This window comes from Methylobacterium sp. J-059, assembly GCF_022829485.1.
In the GTDB taxonomy this organism is placed as follows: domain Bacteria; phylum Pseudomonadota; class Alphaproteobacteria; order Rhizobiales; family Beijerinckiaceae; genus Methylobacterium.
The window spans coordinates 38,464-59,693 of record NZ_JAKSYA010000095.1; the positions used below are offsets into that span (position 1 = coordinate 38,464).

Consider the following 21,230-nt stretch of genomic DNA (forward strand, 5'->3'; position numbering starts at 1 on the left):
TCAAGCGTGCCGCTGCCCTGTAGCGACTTCGCCCGAGGCTGCTGGCCACATCGGGGTTACGGATCGAGCGGCCCAGCTAATCGCTGAGCCTCTTGCAGCGCGCTGATGACGTCGCCGACTTGTGCCAGCGGGATCCGGATGCCCTTCGCGGTCTCGGTAAGACCGCCCCGGCCGTTCGTGACGGCGATACGGAGATCCAGGCCGACGTCGCCGCGCTTCTCGCGCAGGATGACCCGGATGCTCTCCCGCGCCGACTTCCGCACTTCACCGATGAGCCGGTCATGCATGACGGCCGCCAGCGTCTCGAGCCTGTTTGAGGCAATGATCAGCGAGTTCGCGGCAGGCCACCGGATCGGCCAGCCCCGACCTCAGAGCGTCTCTCTGCTCCGGCGATAGATCGACCAAAGCGATCAAATCGATTACCGTATCGACATGATCGACCGCGGTTGCCTCGCCCCGTCCGACGGCGCGGACGAAGGTGATGCCCTTGGTGCGGAGAACCCCCTGGGCACCCGCGATGGTGAAGCCCTGCACGTGTAGCAATTCGCGCACGCCCCGCAGCAGCTCCACATCCTCGGGGCGATAGTAGCGCCGGCCGTTCCTGCGGATGGGACGGATCTGTAGGAACTGAACTCCCCAGAACCGGATCACGTGCTGCTGGACGTCCAACTCCTCGGCGACGGGAGCAATCCCCCTGATGGTCATGCGGCCTCCTGTTGCCGGCGGGCGAGCGCCGCGGCGGCTGCGTCGAGGTCCGCGTACTGGCCAACAACGACACCAGTTGGATCGTAGGCGAAAGCGTTGCCAGCGGACCGAACAACGCTGCCGATGCATTCACCGGCGTGAAATAGGTCGAGGATCACCGCGCCCTCCTGTGATATCATAATACCTATCGATCGAACGCCGCACGATGGAAATAGTCTATCGTGCGGCGCGGTGGTCAGGCCGATTGGTTCGCGTTCGGTTGCCCGCAGCGACCGCGAGCTTCCGCCCATTCCTGATCGCGGATCGCCTGCGCAGCTCTGTCGGCGGCCTGCTGCTTCTCCTGCTGGGCGTATAGCTTCCGGAGGCGCTTCTCGTGCCGGGTGGCATAGGCCCGGCGCGCTACATCCATCCGTTCACGTTCGGCTATGACCTCGGCGAGCGTCGGTGGCTTCGGCTTTGGCGGCTTGGCCCGCATAGGCGCCCGGCCCGGTGCAGATGGCTGAGTATCACTTCCGGTGATCACCGGGCGTGCAGCGCCGCAGTCGAGCCGCAGGACCGCCTCCTCGAGCGACAGCCCTGACGCTGCCGCTACACGGCTAGCCGCTGCCATCGCGGCGGATCGTTCGCCCGGCGTCGCACCGCGCCGCATCAGCCCGATGCACTTCCAGAGACGCTCTAGGTCGAGTCCGGGGATACTCATGCGAGACCTCCGGTTCGATGCCCCCTGGATCCCACGCGTGCCGCTGCAGCGCGCGAGAGGCGTCGGGAGGCTCGGCCGAGGTGTTCGGCAGCAGCGGACGGATCCCCGCGTGCAACGGTATGGCCGGCGGCTCTCTGATCCCACGATGCCAAGGTTTCTAAGCACCAGGGAACCAAGCGGACTCGCCACCACATGCCCGGCAGCATCACCGCAACGGTGAGACGCCAGCCCATCAAGCGCCCGCCTTGATTGGCATTTCGGCCGACATGCGCTCATCGATCTTGCGCAGACGGTCCCAGATCTCGCCGAAGGCAAAGGCGGCGATCCGCCGTTCGCGTTCGGACATTGCCAGACCGGTCCCCGTCAGGGCGCGGACGTCCGCGTTCTGCTCCGACAGGTGATCCCACCACTGCATGGCGAGGTCGGCCATGAGGCATGCTTCATCGACCTGTCCTTCGATGTCGGAATGGATCTGGTAAAACTCTTCGAACCGTTCCGCCCTTTCGCGCAGGCGATCCATTTCAATGCGGCCGGGCGAGGTCATGCGCGGCCTCCAGCGGTGAGATGAGCCACGCGGTCCAACCGGGCGACGTCTGAAGCGATCTCAGCGAGCATCGCTGCCCTAAGCGCCCTCAGCGCCTCGCGATCGGAATTCACCGATCCTTCATTCGATGTGGTAGATGGTTGAACAGTCATCTTGATCCTCAGCGGGTTCGTGATGATCAGGCTGAGGGGCCCCTGCCAGGGCTGCCTCGGCCGTTTCGTTTCCGGGATGCGCCCGGCTCGCCTCTCCCTCCCACCTCTGCGGAGGAGGGTAGATCTCAATTCAGGATGCGAGTTCGGCATGCGCCGCGCACCGTCAGCGTTCAGGCGCTGCCCGCACCAGACTGGTTAACTAAACAGTGTCCGCCCTCAGGTACCGTGAAACAGACTTTTAGGGTCTGACGGTCCGGCCTCAGGTACCGTAAGCGGCTTTTTGGCGATCCATTGTCCGGCCACAGGTACCGTCTGGTCCGGCTACAGGTACCGTTGGTACCCCAGGGCGGACCGTGAAATTGCTTCCAGGCGTCCAGCGAGTGAAGGTTTTGGTCTGCATTTCGCCGGTCACGTCGCAGGGGTATTCGGTGAGGCGCCACTCGGTCGCTCGCCGATTCTTGTGCGTGAACGTCCCGCGGATCGTGACAGTGATGAAGCCTCGCTCCTGAAGCTGAGCGAGAAACTCGGCCGCAGTCGACTTCCCGACCTGCAATTCGTCGGCGATCTCACGCACCGACAGTGGGATCGCTCCGTTATTCGTTCCTGGTCCGACATAGCGTCGGAGCAGCATCAGATAGGTGGCACGAGCTCCAGCATTGAGCGACTGCCACGCGGGCGTGTCGTAGAACCAATGGTAGATCCGAGAGTGGCGCCCCGCCTTGCTGGTGTTGCCTTTGCTATCCCGCTTCATGCGGCGCCCCCTTCGCTGAGGAGGAGCCGCCAGAGATGTGCGCGGATTGCGCCTTCGTAGGACCCGATCTCAGCCCTTATGAGCCGCTCGGCCACGCCCTTCTTCCTAAGCCCATCCTCGAGCCGCCGGAGCTGCTCCCGGAGGTGACCTTCAGCGTGGTTCGCAGGCAGCGTCAGCATGTAGCCGGCAGTCTTTCGGATCTGAGGCAGACGCCGGGCGAACCGGAACGGGATGATGAGTGCGCTCATGGGCCGCCTGCCTGGCCGACGGCCTCACGGATCACCTCGCCATCAATGGTCCGCTCGATCGTCCGCCACCAGGCTTCCTCCTGGGCGTCACACGCCTCCGCGTAGGCCTCGCCGAGCACGCCGCCGGGCGTGCCAGGAAACTCCGCTGCAGCGGCCGCGAACCCATCGCGGCCTTGAGCCATCGCGTCGGCCATGCAGGTGACGATGGCTGCCATCACCTGCTTCCGCGTGTCAGGGCTCACGCGGCGTTCTCCTGACGCTCGATCCACGCCATGATGGTGGAGCGACGAGCGCAGAGGGTGCCACCCAGCTTGAAGGTCGGCAGACCCAGCTTATCGGCTGCGTGGTAGACGCGGCGCCGATTGGCCTCCGCAGTCGAGCCGAACATGAATGCCGCGATGGCATCTGCGCCGGTCATCAGATCCTCGGCAAGCGGCAAGCCGCTCCCGCTCGCCCCGAGGTGGGGCGTTGCAGTGGTGGTCATTCCAATCTCCGTTTTTCAGTTTTTCAAAAGCACCGAGATTTTATTCAACGTTCGGTGCGTGAAAGTCTTGCTTACTTCTTGGTCCGGAGGTTCGCCGTCAGGCTCAACGAGTTCTGAAGCACTTGTGAACCTAGACGATGTCCAGACGTCACCGCCACCAACTGGATCATTTTCACCCATATAGATCCTGGCAAATAGATCCGGCCCCGACAGGGTTATGCGAACGACTTCAGTTGATGCAGTCCCTGACTTAGAACCTTCAACACGATCGGAGATAACTGCTCTTAAAGCCGACGAAAATTTACTTCCTCGCCGAAAAGCCTCTGACAAGCTATCTCCGGAGCGAATGTAATCCCACTCGTCAGCATCGGTGGGAGCAGCGCTGTCTTCCCACAGTGGCATATCGCAGAAGATGCGCACCAGATCAGCGCTCTGTTTTGCTCCGCCTGGAGCGTTAACGCCAATCAACAGGTTCGCCGCATCTCCAACACCCATCCTGGCGCCACCGCGCCCACGGCCTCCCTTCGTGATTAAGCCATCTTCTCGCAAATACCTCGCGATCCACAGCACCTGATTTTCATCGAGGCCCTGTGCGGCTGCAATGACTTTCACCAATTCGCTAAGCGTTGCCATCGCGTCCGTTCGTCTTTTATGAGCCACGCTCAAATTCGTTGCAACCGATTTTTTGAGCCGGACTCCGTTTTCCTGCTATGGTCCTCATTCCACGTTAACGGAGTGGGGAAATGGCGACCATCAGGAAGAGGATGCTACCGAGCGGAAAGACCGCTTGGCTGGCGAGCTACAACGACAGCGGCGGCGAACGGCGGTTCAAGCAATTTCCAACGCGGAAGCAAGCCGACGCCTTCATGGTGCGCGTGCGCGGCGAGGTAGCCGCTGGGAGCCACGTTCCGGACCGCGCGGCGAGCACGGTCGACCAGGCCTACGCGTTGCTCATCACGGCCCTCGAAAGCGACCAGGCGGCCAGAGCGACGCTTCACAACTACCGGGTCTACTATCGCAACCACGTCGCCCCGTTCCTCGGCGCACGGTTGCTGCCGAAGCTGCACCCGGCCGACGTCGGCGATTGGCTCGAGAAGCTGAAGGCCGAGGGCCGGACGGACGATACCTGCCGGCGGGCGCGGATCGTCCTCGGCGCCATCTACGATGAGGCCATCCGGCGCCGGCTCGCCTATGTGAACCCAGTCCGGTCGCTGCGCAGCCGCCGGAAGACGCGGCGGGCGGAGATCCGCCGAGCCGAGGACACCGTGCGCATCCCCGAGCGGGAGGTCGTACGAGCTTTGCTGGCGACCGCGGCTGACACAGATGCGCTGTTCCTCATCGCGCGGGAGCGGACGGCCTCAGGCCTTCGCACGATCGAGGTCCGGCGTACGGATACGGCCCACCCCATCCGGGCCGTGCGGGCCTTCCGAGCCGAGCATCCTGAGGCCGAGGTGGACACCTTCCACGCGGCGCCGTGGCTCCGCCCCTTTCTCGCGACGATGGCGCTGGCGGGGCTGCGGATTGGAGAGGCGAGGGGGCTCAACTGGCTCCGCGTCCGGCCGGAGGATCTTCAGGTTCGAGAGGCCGTCGACCGGTACAACGTCCGCGACGCGGTGAAGACCGTAGCGGCCCTTCGCAGCGTCCCGGTCGGTCCGCAGCTCTCCGCGATCCTCGCTAACTGGAAAGCCACGAGCGGTCGCGCCAGCGGGCTCGTCTACCCGTCGGAGAAAGGGACGCCGATCGGCTATCCGAACATCGTCAACCGCCAACTCGCGCCGCTGCAGGTCGCCCTCGGCATCGTGTCCGCCGACGGCTCACCGCGCTGGACAGCGCACACCTTCCGGCACTTCGCCGTAAGCCTCTGGATCGATGAGGGCGCCGCGATCAAGCAGGTATCTGAATGGGCCGGGCACGAGTCGCCCGAGTTCACGCAGCGCGTCTATGGCCACCTGTTCGATGCCGGCCGGACGGACCGTCGAGCGATCACCGCGGGCGAGCTTTCGGTGCTTGGCGCTGCTGAGCCTGCAACGCGAGCGCAACACGGCAACGACAACGCCTCCGAAACACAAGCATCTGCAATAGCTTAATCCCGCACCTAGGCCGCCTTCTAAGCGGCAGGTCGTTGGTTCGAGCCCAACCGGGGTCGCCACCGCTCCGTGCGGCCGCAGACGGCGCGAGACGCTGTCGGCATCGGCACCCAATCATCGTCCGGTTCTTCGATTCGGCATCGCGTCTGCTGCCGCCTCTGCGCCGCACCGCATCGTCGACCAGGGCATCTCCGATACCTCCTTCGGACGATCGGGACCGTTGGAAGGGTTCCGCGTGAGGAAAGCCCGCGGGACTTCGCGCCCAATCGCAGAATCGACAATCATCAAAAATTAAGACAAGTCCGCCGCGATTGCGTTACTTGGGTCTCGTCAACTCAGTTCCGACTTGGAGGCACCAATGATCCCTTATCGCGTGAGCGTGCTGGCACCCAACGCCGACGACGACCGAAGCCATAAGGTGATGGTGTTCGGCACCTATGCCGACACCGATGGCGAGGCCTTGCGGACCGTGTCCGGCGCGATGCCGGACGGGTGGCGGGTGGATCGCATTGCCGGTCTTCTTTCTCGGGCCGAGGTCGAACAGCTGCGCCTCGCTCACGGCGAGGTCCGCGAAGTCTCGTCCTTCACCATCGATGGCTTGCTGACGCCCGAGGATGCGCTCTATGCCAGCCAAGAGCGTTCGCGGCCCGAAGCGCCGTGAGTGCCCGGTGAGCCGGATGGCGGGCTCATCGCGGGGCGAACACGGTGATGTTGCTATTGAGCTGATACGTTCCGGTCGGCGGCGTGTTCACGAAGCGCAGGTAGATCGGGCTCTCGCCGAGGATCGCGCCGAAGGACGGCGTGACCGGCATCGGAAAGCACTTGGCGAGGGCCGCGTCGGCCGCCTCCTGATAGTGCCGCTGCGCCTCGGCATCGCCCTTGAGCTGGCGCGCGATGATGCGCGGCGTGCCGCGGATCGCCCCCGTCTTGTCGAGGCCGAAGCGGTAGGCGAGGAGCGAGCCGTCCGTGCCCGCCGGCACCGTCCAGCACGTCGCGAGGGCGGACCGCATGTCCGCCCAGTTGTTGGCTCGCGCTCGCGCTTCGGGTTCCGCCCCGGCCGGCCCGGCGATGCCGCAGAGCACCGCCGCGGCGGCGGAGAGACGGGCGGGGACCTTTCGCATCGGCGAGCGCTCCTGTGGGAAAGGCGCCCCTTCGCGCCATCCGCGTCAACGTGCCGAAGGCCGCTCGGGCTTCACGTCCGTCGCGTTCCGCGCGCCTCACCGCTTTCCCCCTCGGATCAGCCGGAGACCGCCCATGCCCGGCGGCAGGTCGGGCGGACCCGCCCGGTCGAGGTCCGGAAAGTGGGCCTGGCACCTTGGCACGTACTGGTTGCCCCTTCGCGCGCCCGGTCGTTCCCGCCAGGGGCAATCGAGGGCGATGCGCCTCAGCACGTCCGCCAGCGGGGTCTCCGGGCCGAACTTCGCCGCAAGGCGCGCGAGGCGGTAGCTCCCGCTCCGGTGCGGGCACAGGGTGCAGGCCACCCGGACGACGATGAAGGGGTAGGCCGCGAGGCATGGGACCTCTGGCCGTCTCGGTGGCACCGCATCGACTCCCTGGCTCAACCCACGGTGAGAACGAACAAGGAACGAGGCATGCCACCATTGGTTCGGTCAAGCTCGCTCCCGACATGCCTCCGGGATCTGTCCCGGGCTTGGCCGCAGGGCGGGGCGGCGACCGGGTGGCGAACTGGTCCGGCGGATGCTTAGAGACCCGCCCGCCACCGCAGGGATGCCGATGCACTGGCCCGCCGCCTACGCCGACTTCAACGTCTTCCGTCGCCGCCGGAGGCCCGAGCTGCGCTGCGCCGTCCGGCAGGATCGTCCGGTCCCGCGCTTCATCGACGGCGCGATCTGGGAGTTCAGCGGCACGGTGGTGGGCGAGCGGCCGCCGGCCGGCTTCCAGTCGCTGGAGGCCCATGAGGCGATGCTTTCGGCCGGCTACTACCTGTTCCGGTCGCCCGGCGCGCGGAACTGATGGCGGCCCTTCACACCGCGTCCACCTCCTCAAGATCGAGCGTGAGGGTGGCCCGCATGACGACCTTGCCGTTCTGGTCCCGGACGATGGCGAGGTAGTCCTGTCGGTCCGAGACGGCGTCGAGCAGCTGGGCCACCCGCCGCATCACCTGCACCAGCCGCGCCTGCGCGGCCGCGATGTCGGGGAGGTCGAAGCCCTGGGTGTCGCGGATGAAGTTCGTTCCGTCGTGAAGGTCGATGTAGAACAGCGGCATCGCGCGCACCTGCCGTCGGCAAGGCCGCTCCGTACTACGCAGGGGGCGGCGTCCGGTACGGATACGTGGTCGCAGGTCGCACCCGGACCGTGGCGTCGTCGGCCGCGGTGAAACCTCCGCAGGATGCTTCGCATCGCGTGCACGGGAGCCGCTTGGCTGATAGGGTGCGCGCCATGGATGATGCACGCCTCGAAGAGGCTCGCGCCCGGCTCCTCACGGTCTCGTCGCTGCCCGACCTGGTGGCCGCCCTGCGGGACACCGCCCGTACGATCGCCGGCGCCGACGGCATCTCGGTGGTGCTGCGGGACGGCGAGTTCTGCCACTACGTCGCCGAGGACGCGATCCGGCCGCTGTGGAAGGGGCGCCGCTTCCGGCTGCAGGACTGCATCTCCGGCTGGGTCATGCTGAACAAGCACCCGGCCGTCGTTCCCTACATCGAAGGCGATCGCCGCCTGCCCGTCGAGGCGTATCTGGCGACGGCGATGTGCAGCCTGGTGATGATCCCGATCGGCGTGCCGGAGCCCGTGGCGGCGCTCGGCGCCTACTGGAGCGCCTGGGTCGAGCCCGACGACGCCACGGTCTCGCGCCTGCAATCGCTCGCCGACATGGCGACGGCAGCGCTCGCGCGCATGCAGCCGGTGGCATGCGGCGCCCTCCTGGAGCCAGCACTCAGCGCCTGAGCAGGACGGCCCACCTGCATCGGCGTCCCGACGCGTCGCGCAGGATCGAAGCCATGGGCTGCCGGGGCGATCCCCGAAGAACGCCCGCGCTGTGCCGGAACGTCGCACCCCGACCCTGGGTTAGCAAACGCGTGGTTCACGCCGAAACCAGGGAGAAACGCCATGAAGATCCTCACGCTGGCTCTCGCCGGCACGCTGATGCTCGGGTCCGCCGCCATCGCGGCGGAGGGCGGCTCGGGCACCACCAAGTCCGGGACCATGAACAGCACCGGCCCGAACGACGCCGGTGCCGGGTCGTCCCCGGGGGCGGCCGGAAGCGGCCCGACAACGGGCGACAAGAGCCGCTCCGGAACGTCCAACAGCACCGGCGCCAACGATGCCGGGGCCGGTTCGACGCCCGGCGCATCCGGGAAGGGCACCGCCGCACCGACCCGCTGAGCCGCGGCCGACCTGAATCGGGTGCCGGGCTCAAGCCCCGGCATCCGCCTGCGATGAGACGCGCCGCCGGTGCGGACTCGACGAACGGTCGGACCGGGGATCGGCCGGCGAAGGCATCCATCCGAGCCGGTCGAACCTTCGTCACCCCCGCGCGCGATCGCGAAAGCCCGATCCGCCGCGCGGAAGACCGGCCGGCGCGGCGGGCGCCGGGGAACGCACTGCAGCAGCCGACGTTCTAGCCGGGAAGCGCGGCTGTTCGCGCCCAGGTCCTCTCAGAATGTCTACGCCCAACCCCGGTCCGAGGAGCCCGTCGTCGGAGGACGGCTCGGTCGTCTGGATCCTGATGCTGGGATCGGCGCTGATCGCCCTCGTGGCGGCGCAGACCCGGAAAGGCACGCCGGCGGTCCAGCCCGCGGCCGAGCGGGCGGTCGAGCGGCGACCGGCGCAGCGGGTGGCGCCGAGCGGGCAGGCGGGAGCGCGCTCGCATTCCGGCCGGGCGGCCCAGCGCATCGCCGAGACCCAGCCCGAGCGCGGCCGCGCCGCGACCAACCCGACCGAGATCACCGCCGCCGGCTGGAAGGACGTCGCCGTGCGCACCTTCCTCGAGTTCAACAAGGACCGGGTCCTGTCGGTGGCGGCGGGCGTCACCTTCTACACCCTGCTCTCTCTGTTTCCGGCGGTTGCGGCGCTCGTGTCCTGCTACGGCCTGTTCGCCGACGTGAACGTGATCAACGATCACCTCGCCAGCCTCCAGGGCGTGCTGCCGTCCGGGGCGATCGAGATCATAGGCGACCAGGTCAAGCGCATCGCCGCCAAGGGCGGCGGCACCCTCGGGCTGACGTTCTTCACCAGCCTGGTGCTGTCGCTGTGGAGCGCCAACGCCGCGATGAAGGCGATGTTCGACGCGCTCAACGTCGTCTACGAGGAGGAGGAGAAGCGCAGCTTCGTCATGCTGAACCTGCGCTCGCTCACCTTCACCGTCGGCGCCCTGGTGTTCACGATCTTCGCACTCGCCTCGATCGTGGTGCTGCCGGTGGTGTTCAACTTCATCGGTATCAGCGCCGGCGCCTGGTACGTCGCGGCCCTGCGCTGGCCGGCCCTGGTCCTCGTGCTGCTCGGTGGCCTGTCGCTGCTCTACCGCTACGGCCCGAGCCGCGAGCGCGCGCGCTGGCGCTGGGTCGGCGTCGGCAGCGTGGTCGCCGGCCTGCTCTGGCTCGTCGCCTCGCTGCTGTTCTCCTGGTACGTGGCGAGCTTCGGCAACTACAACGAGACCTACGGGTCGCTCGGCGCGGTGATCGGCTTCATGACCTGGATCTGGATCTCCTCGACGATCGTGCTGCTCGGCGGCGAGATCAACGCCGAGATCGAGCATCAGACCGGGCAGGACACCACGACGGGCGCGGCGCTCCCGCTCGGCGAGCGCGAGGCGCGCATGGCGGACACCGTCGGCGCGGCGGCGTGACGGGCTCGCAGCGTCAGCCCTCCGGCCCCATATCGCGCGGATCATGCATGCGGAGGACGCGATGAGCGGATCGGATACGATGTCGGCGCCGGAGACCCGGACCGAGGCCGAGTGGCGGGCGGTGCTCTCGCCCGAGCAGTACCGGGTGCTGCGCGAGCACGGCACCGAGCGCGCCGGAACGAGCTGCCTGCTGGCCGAGAAGCGTCCCGGCACCTTCACCTGCGCCGGCTGCGGCACGCCGCTCTTCGTCAACGAGACCAAGTTCGAGTCCGGCACCGGCTGGCCGAGCTTCTTCGAGCCGCTGCCCGGCGCGGTGGAGACCCAGGTCGACCGCAGCCACTGGATGGTACGCACCGAGGCGCATTGCGCGCGCTGCAAGGGGCATCTCGGCCACGTCTTCGACGACGGCCCGGCGCCGACCGGCCTTCGATACTGCATGAACGGAGCATCCCTGGCGTTCACGCCGAAGGAGCCCGGGCCGGACTCGGTTTGAGGCAGGATAGTAAACGCTATCCAAGGTCCTGCGCCGCCGCGGTCTTGATTTCGGCGGCTTTTTGCTTAGTCCCTGAGTGATCGATGGGCAGCGAAGGCCCTGTCCGAAGCGGACGTGACGCGTGCGCCGCCAGGATCGACCCGCGGGACGGCCTCGCGCTCTGCGTGTGGCGCGGCCTTTCCAGCGGTCTTCGTCGCACGGAGCAGAACGGGCCGAACGGCCGGCGGTCACCGACCGCCGGAGCGTCCTTGAGCGGAGGTTGAGTATGAGCGTCGTCCGGCGGTTTCTCGTGGCACCGGCCCTGGTGCGTCTGATCCGCAAGGAGCGCGGCGGCGCCCGTATCACCGAAGGCTACTTCGCGCCGCAGGGCGGGCGGACCTCGTTCGTCCGGGTCGACGGGCAGCAATGCCATCTCGTCCTGATCACCAAGGATGCGGAGGGCGCCTCCGCCGAGGAGCGCACGGACGTGCCCCGCGCGCACGGCGACGCGCTGCTCGACGTCTGCTCCGGCAAGGCCGCCTACGACCGTACGGCGGTGTCGCTCGGGACGAAGGAGGCGGTGATCGACCGCTACGTCAGCCCGGGCAGCCTGGATCTCGTCACCGTCACCTTCGACGAGGCCGGCGAGGCGTCGGCCTTCACCGCGCCGACCTGGTTCGGTCGCGACGTGACCGAGGATGCCGCCTATGACCGCCAGGCGCTGGCGCTCCAGGGCATTCCCTCCACCGGCGAGATCGGCCTGAGCAACGCCGCCCTCGATGCCGTCCTCGACCTGATCGAGCCGCGCTTCGGCTTCGGCCGCTACGGCGCCAACGCGCGCTCGGGCGAGAAGCCCGCCGAGAAGGACGGCGTCGTCGACGCGCTGCGCCGGATCGCGGGCACCGGTGCGCCGGCCGCCGCTCCGGTGGCCGCCGCCGTCGCCGCGGCTCCCGTCGTCGAGGCGCCGCCGCCCGCGCCGGAACCGGCCGCAGCCGAGCCGGCGCCGGAGCCCGCAGCCATCCACCCACCGGAGCCGGAAGCCGCCGCCGAGACGGCGCCTCAAGATGCGCGGATCGACGACGTGATCGAGAGCCTGTCCCAGGCCCTCGGCGCCGCGATCCAGCAGCCGCAGGAGCCCGCCTCCGACGATCCGGCCTCGACCTTCGAACGCTGGACCGTCCGCCCCCGGCGCACGCAGCAGACCTGAGCGTCTGCCGCTTCGGACCCCGACGTCACCGACCTTCGAGGACCGCCGTTGCCCCCGCAGCGGCGGTCCTTCGCGTTTGGCGGGCGACCTCAGTTGCGGATGATCACGCTGGCGCCGCCATGGCTGCGGGCGAGGCCGAACAGCCGGCTGGCATGGCCAGGCGCGAGGCGGATGCAGCCGTGGCTGGCGCGCCGTCCGAGATGGCCCACCGCGTAGGTGCCGTGGATCGCGTAGCCGCCCCGGAAGAACATTGCGTGCGGCATCGGCGAGCCGTGATACTTGTGCGAGCGCCACATCGGTGCCATCAGCCCGACCCGGAAGTTGCCGTTCGGGGTGACGTAGCCGTTCCGTGCGGTCGAGACCGGCCAATCGTGCGAGAGCGCCCCGTCGACGTAGACGCGCATGCGTTGGCGCGACTGGTCGATCTGGGCGACGATGCCTGCGCTCGCGGGAACGACGAGGGCCAGGCTCAGGAGACCGCTCGCGGCGGTGAGGACGGCACGGACGAGGGGCACGACGAAGCTCCGGTGATCGGAAAAATCGGCCGACGGACGCGGACGTCCGGCGTCGACTTCGACGCGACCGCGATGACTTCAGTGCCCACTGTACTCTGCCGCGAAAAGACCATTTTTCCTGTAGGAACAGGTTTTTGTCACACCTTCGGCGTGTCGAAATACTCAGCCGCCGTTGAGGCCCGAAGCCAACTTCGCTAGCCTCCGGCCAAATGGGAGGGTGCACGGCAAGCGTGCACGGGCGAGATCATGGCGCAGGCGATGCACGGTTCGACGAACGTAGCGGTGACCGAGAAGGCGATACGCCCGGATCCCTGGTACAAGGTGCTCTACATCCAGGTGCTGATCGCGATCGCGCTCGGCATCCTGCTCGGCTACCTCAGCCCAGATTGGGGCAAGTCGATGAAGTGGCTCGGCGACGGCTTCATCGCCCTGATCAAGATGATGATCGCGCCGATCATCTTCTGCACCATCGTGCACGGCATCGCCTCGATCGGCGACCTGAAGAAGGTCGGCCGCGTCGGCCTCAAGGCGCTGATCTATTTCGAGGTCGTCTCGAGCTTCGCGCTGCTGATCGGCATCATCGTCGGCGAGGTGGTCCGGCCGGGCGCAGGCTTCGGCGCCGACCTGTCCAAGCTCGATGCCAAGGCGGTCGAGGGCTACGCCAGCAAGGCGGCCGCCGACTCCACCGTCGCGCACATCCTCGGCCTGATCCCGAAGAGCTTCTTCGACGCGATGGCGACCGGCGACCTGCTGCAGGTGCTGCTGATCTCGATCCTCACCGGCTGCGTGCTGACCGGGATGGGCGCCAAGGGCGAGGCGATCACCCACGGCATCGACGCGGCCGGCCAGGTGTTCTTCCGCATCATCGGCCTGATCGTGAAGCTCGCTCCCATCGGCGCGTTCGGCGCGATGGCCTTCACGGTGGGCCAGTACGGCATCGGCAAGGTCATCGACCTCGCCTGGCTGGTCGGCACCTTCTACACCACCTCGCTGCTGTTCATCTTCGTGGTGCTCGGCGGGATCGCGGCCTTCTGCGGCTTCTCGATCTTCAAGTTCCTCGCCTACATCAAGGACGAGCTCCTGATCGTCCTCGGCACCTCCTCGTCGGAGACGGTACTGCCGCACATGATGACCAAGATGAAGCGCCTCGGCGCCTCGGATTCGGTCGTCGGCCTCGTGATCCCGACGGGCTACTCGTTCAATCTCGACGGCACCAACATCTACATGACGCTCACGACGCTGTTCCTGGCGCAGGCGGTGGGCGCGGACCTGACCTTCGGGCAGTACGCGACGATCTTCCTCGTCGCGATGCTGACCTCGAAGGGCGCCTCGGGCGTCACCGGCGCGGGCTTCATCACCCTGGCGGCGACGCTGGCCGCGATCCCGGGCACCCCGGTGCCGGTAGCGGCGATGACGCTGGTGCTCGGCGTCGACAAGTTCATGTCCGAGTGCCGCGCGCTGACCAACCTGATCGGCAACGGCGTCGCGACCGTGGTCGTCTCCCGCTGGGAGGGCGAGCTCGACAAGGCCAAGCTCAACCAGGTGATGGCGCACCCCGTCTCGATCGGCACGCACATCTCCGACGAGACGCCCGAGCCGATGACGGTCGAGAGCAATCCGCGCGCGCCGAAGGTCGCCGCCGCGGAGTGATCGCATCGCATACCGGGGCGGCCCACCGCCTCGGCATCGATCTCGGAGGCACCAAGACCGCCGGCATCGTCCTCGATGCCGGCGGTCGCGTTCTGGCCGAGGCCCGCGTTCCGACACCCCGGAACGATTACGCCGGCACGGTGCGGACGATCGCGGACCTCGTCGCCCGACTGGAGGCGAAGGCGGGCGGCACCTGCACGGTCGGCGTCGGGATGCCGGGCGCGATCTCGCCGGCCACCGGCCTCGTGAAGAACGCGAACTCGCACTGGCTCAACGGGCAACGGTTCGGTGCCGACCTCGAGGTCGCGCTCGGGCGGTCCGTCCGCATCGAGAACGACGCGAACTGCCTCGCCGTGTCCGAGGCGGTCGACGGCGCAGGCGCCGGGGCGAGCCTGGTCTGGGCGGTGATCCTCGGGACCGGCGTCGGATCGGGCATCGCCTGGGATCGGCGCCCGCTCGCCGGCCGCGGCCGCATCGCCGGGGAATGGGGCCACAACCCGCTGCCGCGGCCCGGCGACGACGAGCGGCCCGGGCCGGCCTGCTATTGCGGACGTCGCGGCTGCATCGAAACCTGGGTGTCGGGGCCAGGCCTCGCGGCCGACCACGCCCGCCGCACCGGGGTCGCAATCTCGGGCGAGGCCGTGGTCGGGGCGATGCGCGAGGGCGACGTCGTCGCGACAGCGACCTTCGCCGCCTATCTCGACCGGCTCGGCCGCAGCGTCGCGCACGTGGTCAACATCCTCGATCCCGATGTCGTCGTGATCGGCGGCGGGCTCTCGCGGGTCCCGGAACTGATCGCCGGCCTGCCGGCGGCGACCGCACCGCACGTCTTCTCGGACCGCTTCGACACGCCGATCCGCGAGAGCCTGCATGGCGACGCCTCGGGCGTGCGCGGTGCGGCCTGGCTGTGGAACGCCGGATAGCCCGGCGCTCGCCCGCGACGCGCGAAAAGGTACTTGTCACCGGCCGCGATCGGACATAAAGATATCTTTATGTCTAACGATCGCGCCAGCCCGACGGCACCGGTCTCCTTCCCCGACGCGCTGGGCGTGTTGCGGGCGGCGGCGGAGGAGACGCGCCTGCGCATCCTGGCGCTGCTGTCCGAGGGCGAGCTCTCGGTCTCCGACCTCACCGACATCCTCGGCCAGTCCCAGCCGCGGATCTCGCGTCATCTCAAGCTCCTGGTCGAAGCCGGGCTGATCGAGCGCCATCGCGAGGGGGCATGGGCGTTCTTCCGGCTCGCGGAGACCCGCGCCGGCCTGGTCGACCCGCTGATCGCCGGCCTGTCGCGCGACGGCGCGCCGTTGTCCGAGGATCGTGCCCGCCTCGACGCGGTCCGCAGCCAGCGGGCGGAGACCGCAAAGACCTTCTTCGCGCGGCTGGCACCGAAATGGGACGAGCTGCGGTCGCTCCACGTGCCCGAGGCCACCGTCGAGGCGGCGGTGCTCGCGGCTTTGGGCAATCGTCCGGTCCGCAGCCTGATCGATCTCGGGACCGGCACCGGGCGGATGCTCGGGCTGCTGGCGCCGCTCGCCGGCCGGGCGACCGGGCTCGATTCGAGCCACGCCATGCTCTCGGTCGCGCGCGCCAACCTGGAACGGATGGGGTTGGCGCGGGTCGACCTGCGCCAGGGCGACATCCACGCCCCGCCCTTCGCCCGCGGCAGCTTCGACCTCGTGGTGGTGCATCAGGTGCTGCATTACCTCGACGAGCCGGCGCGGGCGCTGCGCGAGGCCGCCCGCCTCGTGGCGCCGGGCGGCCGCCTGCTGGTGGTCGACTTCGCCCCGCACGACCTCGAGTTCCTGCGCGAGTCGCAGGCCCACCGCCGTCTCGGCTTCGCCGCCGATCAGGTCTCGGGCTGGCTGTCCGAGGCCGGGCTCGACACCGTGGTGACCCGCGACCTCGCGCCGACCGAGCAGGCCCAGCTCACCGTCACCCTCTGGCTCGCGGCGGACGGCCGTGTCGCCCCCGAAGCCATCCAGCCCGAACGCGCCGTCGCCTGAGGCGGCCGACGCCCTTCCACGATCGTCTGAACCGAACGACATTGAGGACGAAGCCCATGCCGAACGCCAACCGCCACCGCGCCAGCCGCGACGGCTACCACCCGATCCGCGTCTCGATCGAGTTCTTCCCGCCGAAGACCGAGGAGATGGAGAAGATCCTGTGGTCCTCGATCGAGCGGCTGGCGCCGCTCGGGCCGAAATTCGTCTCGGTGACCTACGGGGCCGGCGGCTCGACCCGCGAGCGCACTCACAACACCGTGGCCCGCATGGTGACCGAGAGCGGCCTCAAGCCGGCTGCCCATCTGACCTGCGTGGACGCGACCCGCGACGAGATCGACGCGGTGGTGCAGTCCTACTGGGATGCCGGCGTGCGCCACATCGTGGCGCTGCGCGGCGATCCCGCCGAGGGCGTCGGCCACGCCTATCGCCCGCATCCCGGTGGCTACGCGCAGACCTCGGACCTCGTCGCCGGCATCAAGCGCATCGGCGACTTCAAGGTCTCGGTCTCGGCCTATCCCGAGAAGCACCCCGAGGCCGCCTCGCTCGACGCCGACATCGACGCGCTGAAGGCCAAGGTCGACGCCGGCGCAGACCAGGCGATCACGCAGTTCTTCTTCGAGAACGACGTCTACCTGCGCTACGTCGACAAGGTGCGCGCCGCCGGCATCGACATCCCGATCATCCCCGGCATCCTGCCGGTGCAGAACTTCAAGCAGGCCGCCAACTTCGCCCGCCGCACCGGCGCTTCGGTGCCGTATTGGCTGGCGGCGCGCTTCGACGGGCTCGATGGCGACGTCGAGACCCGGCGGCTGGTGGCGGCGGCGGTGGCGGCCGAGCAGGTGCTCGACCTCGTCGACGAGGGCGTCAACGACTTCCACTTCTACTCGATGAACCGCTCCGACCTCGTCTACGCGATCTGCCACCTGCTTGGCCTGCGCGCCCAGGCACCGAAGGTGGCGACGGCGAAGGCGGCCTGATCGATCGACCTCCCGTCATCCCGGGGCGCCGCGGGCGCGCCCGGGATCCAGACGCGCGAACCTTGCCGACAAGTCTTTGACGGCAGCCGAAACCGGCCTTCCGGACCCGTCGCGGTTCTGGATTCCGGGCTCCGCTGCGCGGCCCCGGAATGACGAGTGAGACATCCATGACCGACCTTCGTCCCGTCGACGGCACCGAGATCGAAGCCGCCCTGCGCCAGCGCGCGCGGGAGAAGATCCTCGTCCTCGACGGGGCGATGGGCACCGTGATCCAGCGCCTCGGCTACGGCGAGGCCGACTTCCGCGGCGAGCGCTTCAAGGACCACGCCCACGACCAGAAGGGCAACAACGACCTGCTGATCCTGACGCAGCCCGATGCGATCCGGCAGATCCACCTCGACTACTTCCTCGCCGGCGCCGACGTCTGCGAGACCAACACCTTCTCCGGCACCACGATCGCGCAAGCCGATTACGGCATGGAATCGGTGATCCACGAGCTGAACGCGCAGGGCGCGCGCCTCGCCCGCGAGGCCGCCAAGCTCGCTGAGGAGCAGGACGGCCGCCGCCGGTTCGTCGCCGGCGCCGTCGGCCCGACCAACCGCACGCTCTCGATCTCGCCGGACGTGAACAACCCCGGCTACCGCGCCGTGACCTTCGATCAGGTCAAGCAGGCCTATGCCGAGCAGGTCCGCGGCCTGATGGACGGCGGCGCCGAGCTGATCCTGATCGAGACGATCTTCGACACGCTGAACGCCAAGGCGGCGATCGCCGCCACCTGGCAGGTGTTCGACGAGCGCGGCGTCACCCTGCCGATCCAGATCTCCGGCACGATCACCGACCTGTCCGGGCGCACCCTGTCGGGCCAGACCCCCGAGGCGTTCTGGAACGCGCTGCGCCATTGCCGGCCGCTGACCTTCGGCCTCAACTGCGCGCTGGGCGCCCGCGAGATGCGCGGCCACATTTCGGAGCTGTCCCGCGTCTGCGACACGCTGGTCTGCGCCTACCCGAATGCCGGCCTGCCCAACGAGTTCGGCCTCTACGACGAGAGCCCGGAGGCGATGGCCAAGCTCGTCGCCGAGTTCGCCGAGGGCGGCATCGTCAACATGGTCGGCGGCTGCTGCGGCACCACGCCGGACCACATCCGCGCCATCTCCGAGGCCGTCGCCGGCAAGACGCCGCGGGTAATTCCTGAGATCGCGCCGCTGATGCGCCTGTCCGGCCTGGAGCCGTTCACGCTGACGAAGGAGATCCCCTTCGTGAACGTCGGCGAGCGCACCAACGTCACCGGCTCGGCCAAGTTCAGGAAGCTCGTCACCGCCGGCGACTACGCCGCCGCCCTCGACGTCGCCCGCGACCAGGTCGCGGCCGGGGCCAGCATCATCGACGTCAACATGGACGAGGGCCTGCTCGATTCCGAGAAGGCGATGGTCGAGTTCCTCAACCTGGTCGCCGCCGAGCCCGACATCGCCCGCGTGCCGGTGATGGTCGATTCCTCGAAGTTCCACGTCATCGAAGCCGGCCTGAAGTGCATCCAGGGCAAGGCGATCGTGAACTCGATCTCGATGAAGGAGGGCATCGAGAAGTTCGTTCACGACGCGAAGGTGTGCCGCTCCTACGGCGCGGCCGTGGTGGTGATGGCCTTCGACGAGGACGGCCAGGCCGACACGCTCGAGCGCAAGGTCGAGATCTGCACCCGGGCCTACAAGGTGCTGACCGAGGAGGTCGGCTTCCCGCCCGAGGACATCATCTTCGATCCGAACGTGTTCGCGGTCGCGACCGGCATCGAGGAGCACAACGGCTACGGCGTCGCCTTCATCGAGGCGACCCGCATCATCCGCGAGACGCTGCCCCACGCCCACATCTCGGGCGGCATCTCGAACCTGAGCTTCGCCTTCCGCGGCAACGAGCCGGTGCGCGAGGCGATGCACGCGGTGTTCCTGTACCACGCGATCAAGGTCGGCATGGACATGGGCATCGTCAACGCGGGCCAGCTCGCGGTCTACGACCAGCTGCCGGCGGAGCTGCGCGAGCTGTGCGAGGACGTGGTCCTGAACCGGCGCGACGACGCCACCGATCGCCTTCTGGAGGCGGCCGAGCGCTTCAAGAGCGGCGCCTCGGCCCAGGCCAAGACCGCCGACCTGACCTGGCGCGAGGGCACCGTCGAGAAGCGCATCGAGCACGCGCTGGTCAACGGCATCACCGAGTACATCCTCGCCGACACCGAGGAGGCCCGCCAGGGCGTGGCGCGGCCGCTCCACGTCATCGAGGGCCCGCTCATGGCCGGCATGAACGTAGTCGGCGACCTGTTCGGCTCGGGCAAGATGTTCCTGCCGCAGGTGGTGAAGTCCGCCCGCGTGATGAAGCAGGCGGTGGCCTACCTCGAGCCGTACATGGAGGCGGAAAAGCTCGCCAACGGCGGCGACGGGCAGCGCCGCGCCGCCGGCAAGGTGCTGATGGCCACCGTGAAGGGCGACGTCCACGACATCGGCAAGAACATCGTCGGCGTGGTCCTGGCCTGCAACAACTACGAGATCATCGACCTCGGCGTGATGGTGCCGGCGACCAAGATCCTCGAGGTCGCCAAGCGCGAGAACGTCGACATCGTCGGCCTCTCCGGGCTGATCACGCCGTCGCTGGACGAGATGGTGCACGTCGCCGCCGAGATGGAGCGCGAGGGCTTCGACGTGCCGCTGCTGATCGGCGGCGCCACCACCAGCCGCGTCCACACCGCGGTGAAGATCCACCCGTCCTACCAGCGCGGGCAGGCGATCTACGTCACCGATGCCAGCCGCGCGGTCGGCGTGGTCTCGGGCCTGATCTCGAAGGAGACCCGCGGCGGGGTGATCGAGAAGGTGCAGGCGGAATACGCCAAGGTCGCCGACGCCCACGCTCGCTCGGAGCTCGACAAGCAGCGCCTGCCGCTGGCCAAGGCCCGCGCCAACGCGTTCAAGATCGACTGGACCGATTACGCGCCGAAGAAGCCGAGCTTCACCGGGACGCGCGTCTACGGCTCGTACGAGGTGGCCGACCTCGTGCCCTACATCGACTGGACGCCGTTCCTGCAGACCTACGAGTTCAAGGGCCGCTACCCCGCGATCTTCGAGGACCCGAACCAGGGCCCGGCGGCCAAGGCCCTGTTCGAGGACGCGCAGGCGATGCTCAAGCAGATCGTCGCCGAGCGCTGGTTCAACCCGAAGGCGATCCTCGGCTTCTGGCCGGCCAACGCGGTCGGCGACGACATCCGCCTCTACACCGGCGAGAGCCGCTCGGAGACGTTGGCGACCTTCCACGGCCTGCGCCAGCAGCTGTCGAAGCGCGACGGGCGGCCGAACACCTGCCTGTCGGACTTCGTGGCGCCTGCCGAGACCGGGATCGCCGACTACGTCGGCGGCTTCGTCGTCACGGCGGGCCTGGAAGAGGTGCGGATCGCGGAGAAGTTCGAGCGCGCCAACGACGACTACCGCTCGATCCTGGTCAAGGCGCTCGCCGACCGCATCGCCGAGGCGTTTGCCGAGCGCATGCACGAGCGCGTGCGGCGCGAGTTCTGGGGCTACGCGGCGGACGAGACCTACACGCCGGAAGAACTGGTGCGCGAGGAATACGACGGCATCCGCCCGGCCCCGGGCTACCCGTCGCAGCCCGATCACACCGAGAAGGTCACGCTGTTCGACCTGCTCCAGGGCGAGCGCCGCATCGGCGTGAAGCTCACCGAATCCTACGCGATGTGGCCGGGCTCGTCGGTCTCCGGCCTCTACCTCGCCCACCCGAAGGCGCACTACTTCGGCGTCGCCAAGGTGGAGCGCGACCAGGTCGAGGACTACGCGATGCGCAAGGGCATGGACCTGCACGCCGTGGAGCGCTGGCTCGGACCGATCCTCAACTACGATCCGGCGCGCTACCTGGCGGTGGCGGCGGAGTAGGCAGCCTC

Annotated in this window: 27 protein-coding genes; 13 read left to right on the forward strand and 14 right to left on the reverse strand. The window is 68.3% G+C overall.

Features of this window, described 5'->3' with window-relative positions; genetic code table 11:
• Window positions 1–56: 56 nt before the first annotated feature.
• The 10 genes from MKK55_RS10195 to MKK55_RS10240 all read right to left on the reverse strand — a co-directional run bounded on the left by MKK55_RS10195 (window position 57) and on the right by MKK55_RS10240 (window position 4,217).
• Window positions 57–287, reverse strand: coding sequence for a hypothetical protein (locus MKK55_RS10195; RefSeq protein ID WP_243934550.1), 231 nt, complete (start codon window positions 285–287; stop codon window positions 57–59).
• Complete coding sequence (locus MKK55_RS10200; protein WP_243934551.1) at window positions 280–705, reverse strand: MerR family transcriptional regulator; 426 nt, start codon at window positions 703–705, stop codon at window positions 280–282. Before MKK55_RS10200 ends, MKK55_RS10195 begins: the two co-directional genes overlap by 8 nt.
• On the reverse strand, window positions 702–863 hold the full coding sequence (locus MKK55_RS10205; RefSeq protein WP_243934552.1) for a hypothetical protein: 162 nt from the start codon (window positions 861–863) through the stop codon (window positions 702–704). The genes MKK55_RS10200 and MKK55_RS10205 overlap by 4 nt, the downstream gene beginning before the upstream one ends.
• A gap of 77 nt (window positions 864–940) precedes the next feature.
• Window positions 941–1,405 (reverse strand): hypothetical protein, encoded by a 465-nt coding sequence (locus tag MKK55_RS10210; protein ID WP_243934553.1) that lies wholly within the window; start codon window positions 1,403–1,405, stop codon window positions 941–943.
• Window positions 1,406–1,637: 232 nt separating this feature from the next.
• Entirely contained in the window at window positions 1,638–1,949 is a 312-nt protein-coding gene (locus MKK55_RS10215) for a hypothetical protein (protein WP_243934554.1), read from the reverse strand.
• A 411-nt stretch (window positions 1,950–2,360) separates the two neighbouring features.
• Window positions 2,361–2,852 carry a helix-turn-helix domain-containing protein gene (locus MKK55_RS10220; RefSeq protein ID WP_243934555.1) on the reverse strand — a complete coding sequence of 164 codons (492 nt, stop codon included), beginning with the start codon at window positions 2,850–2,852 and terminating at the stop codon, window positions 2,361–2,363.
• Window positions 2,849–3,100, reverse strand: coding sequence for a DUF6074 family protein (locus MKK55_RS10225; RefSeq protein ID WP_243934556.1), 252 nt, complete (start codon window positions 3,098–3,100; stop codon window positions 2,849–2,851). The genes MKK55_RS10220 and MKK55_RS10225 overlap by 4 nt, the downstream gene beginning before the upstream one ends.
• Window positions 3,097–3,315, reverse strand: a complete 219-nt coding sequence (locus MKK55_RS10230) for a hypothetical protein (protein ID WP_243934557.1) — start codon at window positions 3,313–3,315, stop codon at window positions 3,097–3,099. Before MKK55_RS10230 ends, MKK55_RS10225 begins: the two co-directional genes overlap by 4 nt.
• A 23-nt stretch (window positions 3,316–3,338) precedes the next feature.
• Window positions 3,339–3,584, reverse strand: coding sequence for a DNA-binding protein (locus MKK55_RS10235; protein ID WP_243934558.1), 246 nt, complete (start codon window positions 3,582–3,584; stop codon window positions 3,339–3,341).
• Between the two features lie 15 nt (window positions 3,585–3,599).
• Window positions 3,600–4,217: a hypothetical protein gene (locus MKK55_RS10240; RefSeq protein ID WP_243934559.1), complete on the reverse strand. Its 618-nt coding sequence runs from the start codon at window positions 4,215–4,217 to the stop codon at window positions 3,600–3,602.
• Window positions 4,218–4,450: 233 nt separating this feature from the next.
• Here MKK55_RS10240 and MKK55_RS10245 point away from each other — a divergent pair, with 233 nt between their 5' ends.
• Window positions 4,451–5,671, forward strand: a complete 1,221-nt coding sequence (locus tag MKK55_RS10245) for a tyrosine-type recombinase/integrase (RefSeq protein ID WP_243934560.1) — start codon at window positions 4,451–4,453, stop codon at window positions 5,669–5,671.
• Window positions 5,672–6,029: 358 nt separating this feature from the next.
• Window positions 6,030–6,332: a hypothetical protein gene (locus MKK55_RS10250; RefSeq protein ID WP_147859572.1), complete on the forward strand. Its 303-nt coding sequence runs from the start codon at window positions 6,030–6,032 to the stop codon at window positions 6,330–6,332.
• Window positions 6,333–6,357: 25 nt separating this feature from the next.
• On the opposite strand, the gene MKK55_RS10255 is transcribed toward MKK55_RS10250, so the two are convergent.
• Together MKK55_RS10255 and MKK55_RS10260 are read right to left on the reverse strand one after the other, a co-directional pair.
• Window positions 6,358–6,792, reverse strand: coding sequence for a hypothetical protein (locus tag MKK55_RS10255; protein ID WP_147724681.1), 435 nt, complete (start codon window positions 6,790–6,792; stop codon window positions 6,358–6,360).
• Between the two features lie 96 nt (window positions 6,793–6,888).
• A complete protein-coding gene (locus MKK55_RS10260; RefSeq protein WP_243934561.1) occupies window positions 6,889–7,212 on the reverse strand; it encodes a hypothetical protein in 324 nt (107 codons plus the stop codon).
• 193 nt (window positions 7,213–7,405) lie between these two features.
• Between MKK55_RS10260 and MKK55_RS10265 the strand changes: the two genes are divergently transcribed.
• Entirely contained in the window at window positions 7,406–7,645 is a 240-nt protein-coding gene (locus MKK55_RS10265) for a hypothetical protein (RefSeq protein ID WP_147724686.1), read from the forward strand.
• 10 nt (window positions 7,646–7,655) lie between these two features.
• Here the strand turns inward: MKK55_RS10265 and MKK55_RS10270 are convergent, their stop codons facing one another.
• On the reverse strand, window positions 7,656–7,898 hold the full coding sequence (locus MKK55_RS10270) for a DUF6894 family protein (protein ID WP_243934562.1): 243 nt from the start codon (window positions 7,896–7,898) through the stop codon (window positions 7,656–7,658).
• Window positions 7,899–8,071: 173 nt separating this feature from the next.
• Here MKK55_RS10270 and MKK55_RS10275 point away from each other — a divergent pair, with 173 nt between their 5' ends.
• The 5 genes from MKK55_RS10275 to MKK55_RS10295 all read left to right on the forward strand — a co-directional run bounded on the left by MKK55_RS10275 (window position 8,072) and on the right by MKK55_RS10295 (window position 12,157).
• Window positions 8,072–8,578 (forward strand): GAF domain-containing protein, encoded by a 507-nt coding sequence (locus tag MKK55_RS10275; protein ID WP_243934563.1) that lies wholly within the window; start codon window positions 8,072–8,074, stop codon window positions 8,576–8,578.
• Window positions 8,579–8,740: 162 nt separating this feature from the next.
• Window positions 8,741–9,016, forward strand: coding sequence for a hypothetical protein (locus MKK55_RS10280; protein WP_147724692.1), 276 nt, complete (start codon window positions 8,741–8,743; stop codon window positions 9,014–9,016).
• Window positions 9,017–9,293: 277 nt separating this feature from the next.
• Window positions 9,294–10,478, forward strand: coding sequence for a YihY/virulence factor BrkB family protein (locus MKK55_RS10285; RefSeq protein WP_243934565.1), 1,185 nt, complete (start codon window positions 9,294–9,296; stop codon window positions 10,476–10,478).
• A 61-nt stretch (window positions 10,479–10,539) separates the two neighbouring features.
• Window positions 10,540–10,971 carry a peptide-methionine (R)-S-oxide reductase MsrB gene (gene msrB, locus MKK55_RS10290; RefSeq protein ID WP_147729550.1) on the forward strand — a complete coding sequence of 144 codons (432 nt, stop codon included), beginning with the start codon at window positions 10,540–10,542 and terminating at the stop codon, window positions 10,969–10,971.
• Window positions 10,972–11,236: 265 nt separating this feature from the next.
• A complete protein-coding gene (locus MKK55_RS10295) occupies window positions 11,237–12,157 on the forward strand; it encodes a hypothetical protein (protein ID WP_243934566.1) in 921 nt (306 codons plus the stop codon).
• Window positions 12,158–12,246: 89 nt separating this feature from the next.
• Here MKK55_RS10295 and MKK55_RS10300 read toward each other — a convergent pair whose 3' ends face one another.
• Complete coding sequence (locus MKK55_RS10300) at window positions 12,247–12,672, reverse strand: L,D-transpeptidase (protein WP_243934567.1); 426 nt, start codon at window positions 12,670–12,672, stop codon at window positions 12,247–12,249.
• A gap of 258 nt (window positions 12,673–12,930) precedes the next feature.
• Between MKK55_RS10300 and MKK55_RS10305 the strand changes: the two genes are divergently transcribed.
• From MKK55_RS10305 to metH, 5 genes are all read left to right on the forward strand, one after another.
• Entirely contained in the window at window positions 12,931–14,322 is a 1,392-nt protein-coding gene (locus MKK55_RS10305; protein ID WP_147728924.1) for a dicarboxylate/amino acid:cation symporter, read from the forward strand.
• Window positions 14,319–15,245 carry an ROK family protein gene (locus MKK55_RS10310; protein WP_243934568.1) on the forward strand — a complete coding sequence of 309 codons (927 nt, stop codon included), beginning with the start codon at window positions 14,319–14,321 and terminating at the stop codon, window positions 15,243–15,245. The genes MKK55_RS10305 and MKK55_RS10310 overlap by 4 nt, the downstream gene beginning before the upstream one ends.
• Before the next feature lie 69 nt (window positions 15,246–15,314).
• Window positions 15,315–16,325 (forward strand): ArsR/SmtB family transcription factor, encoded by a 1,011-nt coding sequence (locus MKK55_RS10315; protein WP_243934569.1) that lies wholly within the window; start codon window positions 15,315–15,317, stop codon window positions 16,323–16,325.
• Between the two features lie 56 nt (window positions 16,326–16,381).
• Complete coding sequence (gene metF, locus MKK55_RS10320) at window positions 16,382–17,302, forward strand: methylenetetrahydrofolate reductase [NAD(P)H] (protein ID WP_147728155.1); 921 nt, start codon at window positions 16,382–16,384, stop codon at window positions 17,300–17,302.
• Window positions 17,303–17,469: 167 nt separating this feature from the next.
• Entirely contained in the window at window positions 17,470–21,222 is a 3,753-nt protein-coding gene (gene metH, locus MKK55_RS10325) for a methionine synthase (protein ID WP_243934570.1), read from the forward strand.
• Window positions 21,223–21,230: the final 8 nt, after the last annotated feature.

Bases quoted from the DNA above. Each gene is read 5' to 3' on its own strand.
- MKK55_RS10195 (WP_243934550.1), bottom strand. From the start codon at position 287: ATGCATGACCGGCTCATCGGTGAAGTGCGGAAGTCGGCGCGGGAGAGC.
- MKK55_RS10200 (WP_243934551.1), bottom strand. From the start codon at position 705: ATGACCATCAGGGGGATTGCTCCCGTCGCCGAGGAGTTGGACGTCCAG.
- MKK55_RS10210 (WP_243934553.1), bottom strand. From the start codon at position 1,405: ATGAGTATCCCCGGACTCGACCTAGAGCGTCTCTGGAAGTGCATCGGG.
- MKK55_RS10215 (WP_243934554.1), bottom strand. From the start codon at position 1,949: ATGACCTCGCCCGGCCGCATTGAAATGGATCGCCTGCGCGAAAGGGCG.
- MKK55_RS10220 (WP_243934555.1), bottom strand. From the start codon at position 2,852: ATGAAGCGGGATAGCAAAGGCAACACCAGCAAGGCGGGGCGCCACTCT.
- MKK55_RS10225 (WP_243934556.1), bottom strand. From the start codon at position 3,100: ATGAGCGCACTCATCATCCCGTTCCGGTTCGCCCGGCGTCTGCCTCAG.
- MKK55_RS10230 (WP_243934557.1), bottom strand. From the start codon at position 3,315: ATGGCAGCCATCGTCACCTGCATGGCCGACGCGATGGCTCAAGGCCGC.
- MKK55_RS10235 (WP_243934558.1), bottom strand. From the start codon at position 3,584: ATGACCACCACTGCAACGCCCCACCTCGGGGCGAGCGGGAGCGGCTTG.
- MKK55_RS10240 (WP_243934559.1), bottom strand. From the start codon at position 4,217: ATGGCAACGCTTAGCGAATTGGTGAAAGTCATTGCAGCCGCACAGGGC.
- MKK55_RS10245 (WP_243934560.1), top strand. From the start codon at position 4,451: ATGGTGCGCGTGCGCGGCGAGGTAGCCGCTGGGAGCCACGTTCCGGAC.
- MKK55_RS10250 (WP_147859572.1), top strand. From the start codon at position 6,030: ATGATCCCTTATCGCGTGAGCGTGCTGGCACCCAACGCCGACGACGAC.
- MKK55_RS10255 (WP_147724681.1), bottom strand. From the start codon at position 6,792: ATGCGAAAGGTCCCCGCCCGTCTCTCCGCCGCCGCGGCGGTGCTCTGC.
- MKK55_RS10265 (WP_147724686.1), top strand. From the start codon at position 7,406: ATGCACTGGCCCGCCGCCTACGCCGACTTCAACGTCTTCCGTCGCCGC.
- MKK55_RS10270 (WP_243934562.1), bottom strand. From the start codon at position 7,898: ATGCCGCTGTTCTACATCGACCTTCACGACGGAACGAACTTCATCCGC.
- MKK55_RS10275 (WP_243934563.1), top strand. From the start codon at position 8,072: ATGGATGATGCACGCCTCGAAGAGGCTCGCGCCCGGCTCCTCACGGTC.
- MKK55_RS10280 (WP_147724692.1), top strand. From the start codon at position 8,741: ATGAAGATCCTCACGCTGGCTCTCGCCGGCACGCTGATGCTCGGGTCC.
- MKK55_RS10285 (WP_243934565.1), top strand. From the start codon at position 9,294: ATGTCTACGCCCAACCCCGGTCCGAGGAGCCCGTCGTCGGAGGACGGC.
- msrB (WP_147729550.1), top strand. From the start codon at position 10,540: ATGAGCGGATCGGATACGATGTCGGCGCCGGAGACCCGGACCGAGGCC.
- MKK55_RS10295 (WP_243934566.1), top strand. From the start codon at position 11,237: ATGAGCGTCGTCCGGCGGTTTCTCGTGGCACCGGCCCTGGTGCGTCTG.
- MKK55_RS10305 (WP_147728924.1), top strand. From the start codon at position 12,931: ATGCACGGTTCGACGAACGTAGCGGTGACCGAGAAGGCGATACGCCCG.
- MKK55_RS10315 (WP_243934569.1), top strand. From the start codon at position 15,315: ATGTCTAACGATCGCGCCAGCCCGACGGCACCGGTCTCCTTCCCCGAC.
- metF (WP_147728155.1), top strand. From the start codon at position 16,382: ATGCCGAACGCCAACCGCCACCGCGCCAGCCGCGACGGCTACCACCCG.
- metH (WP_243934570.1), top strand. From the start codon at position 17,470: ATGACCGACCTTCGTCCCGTCGACGGCACCGAGATCGAAGCCGCCCTG.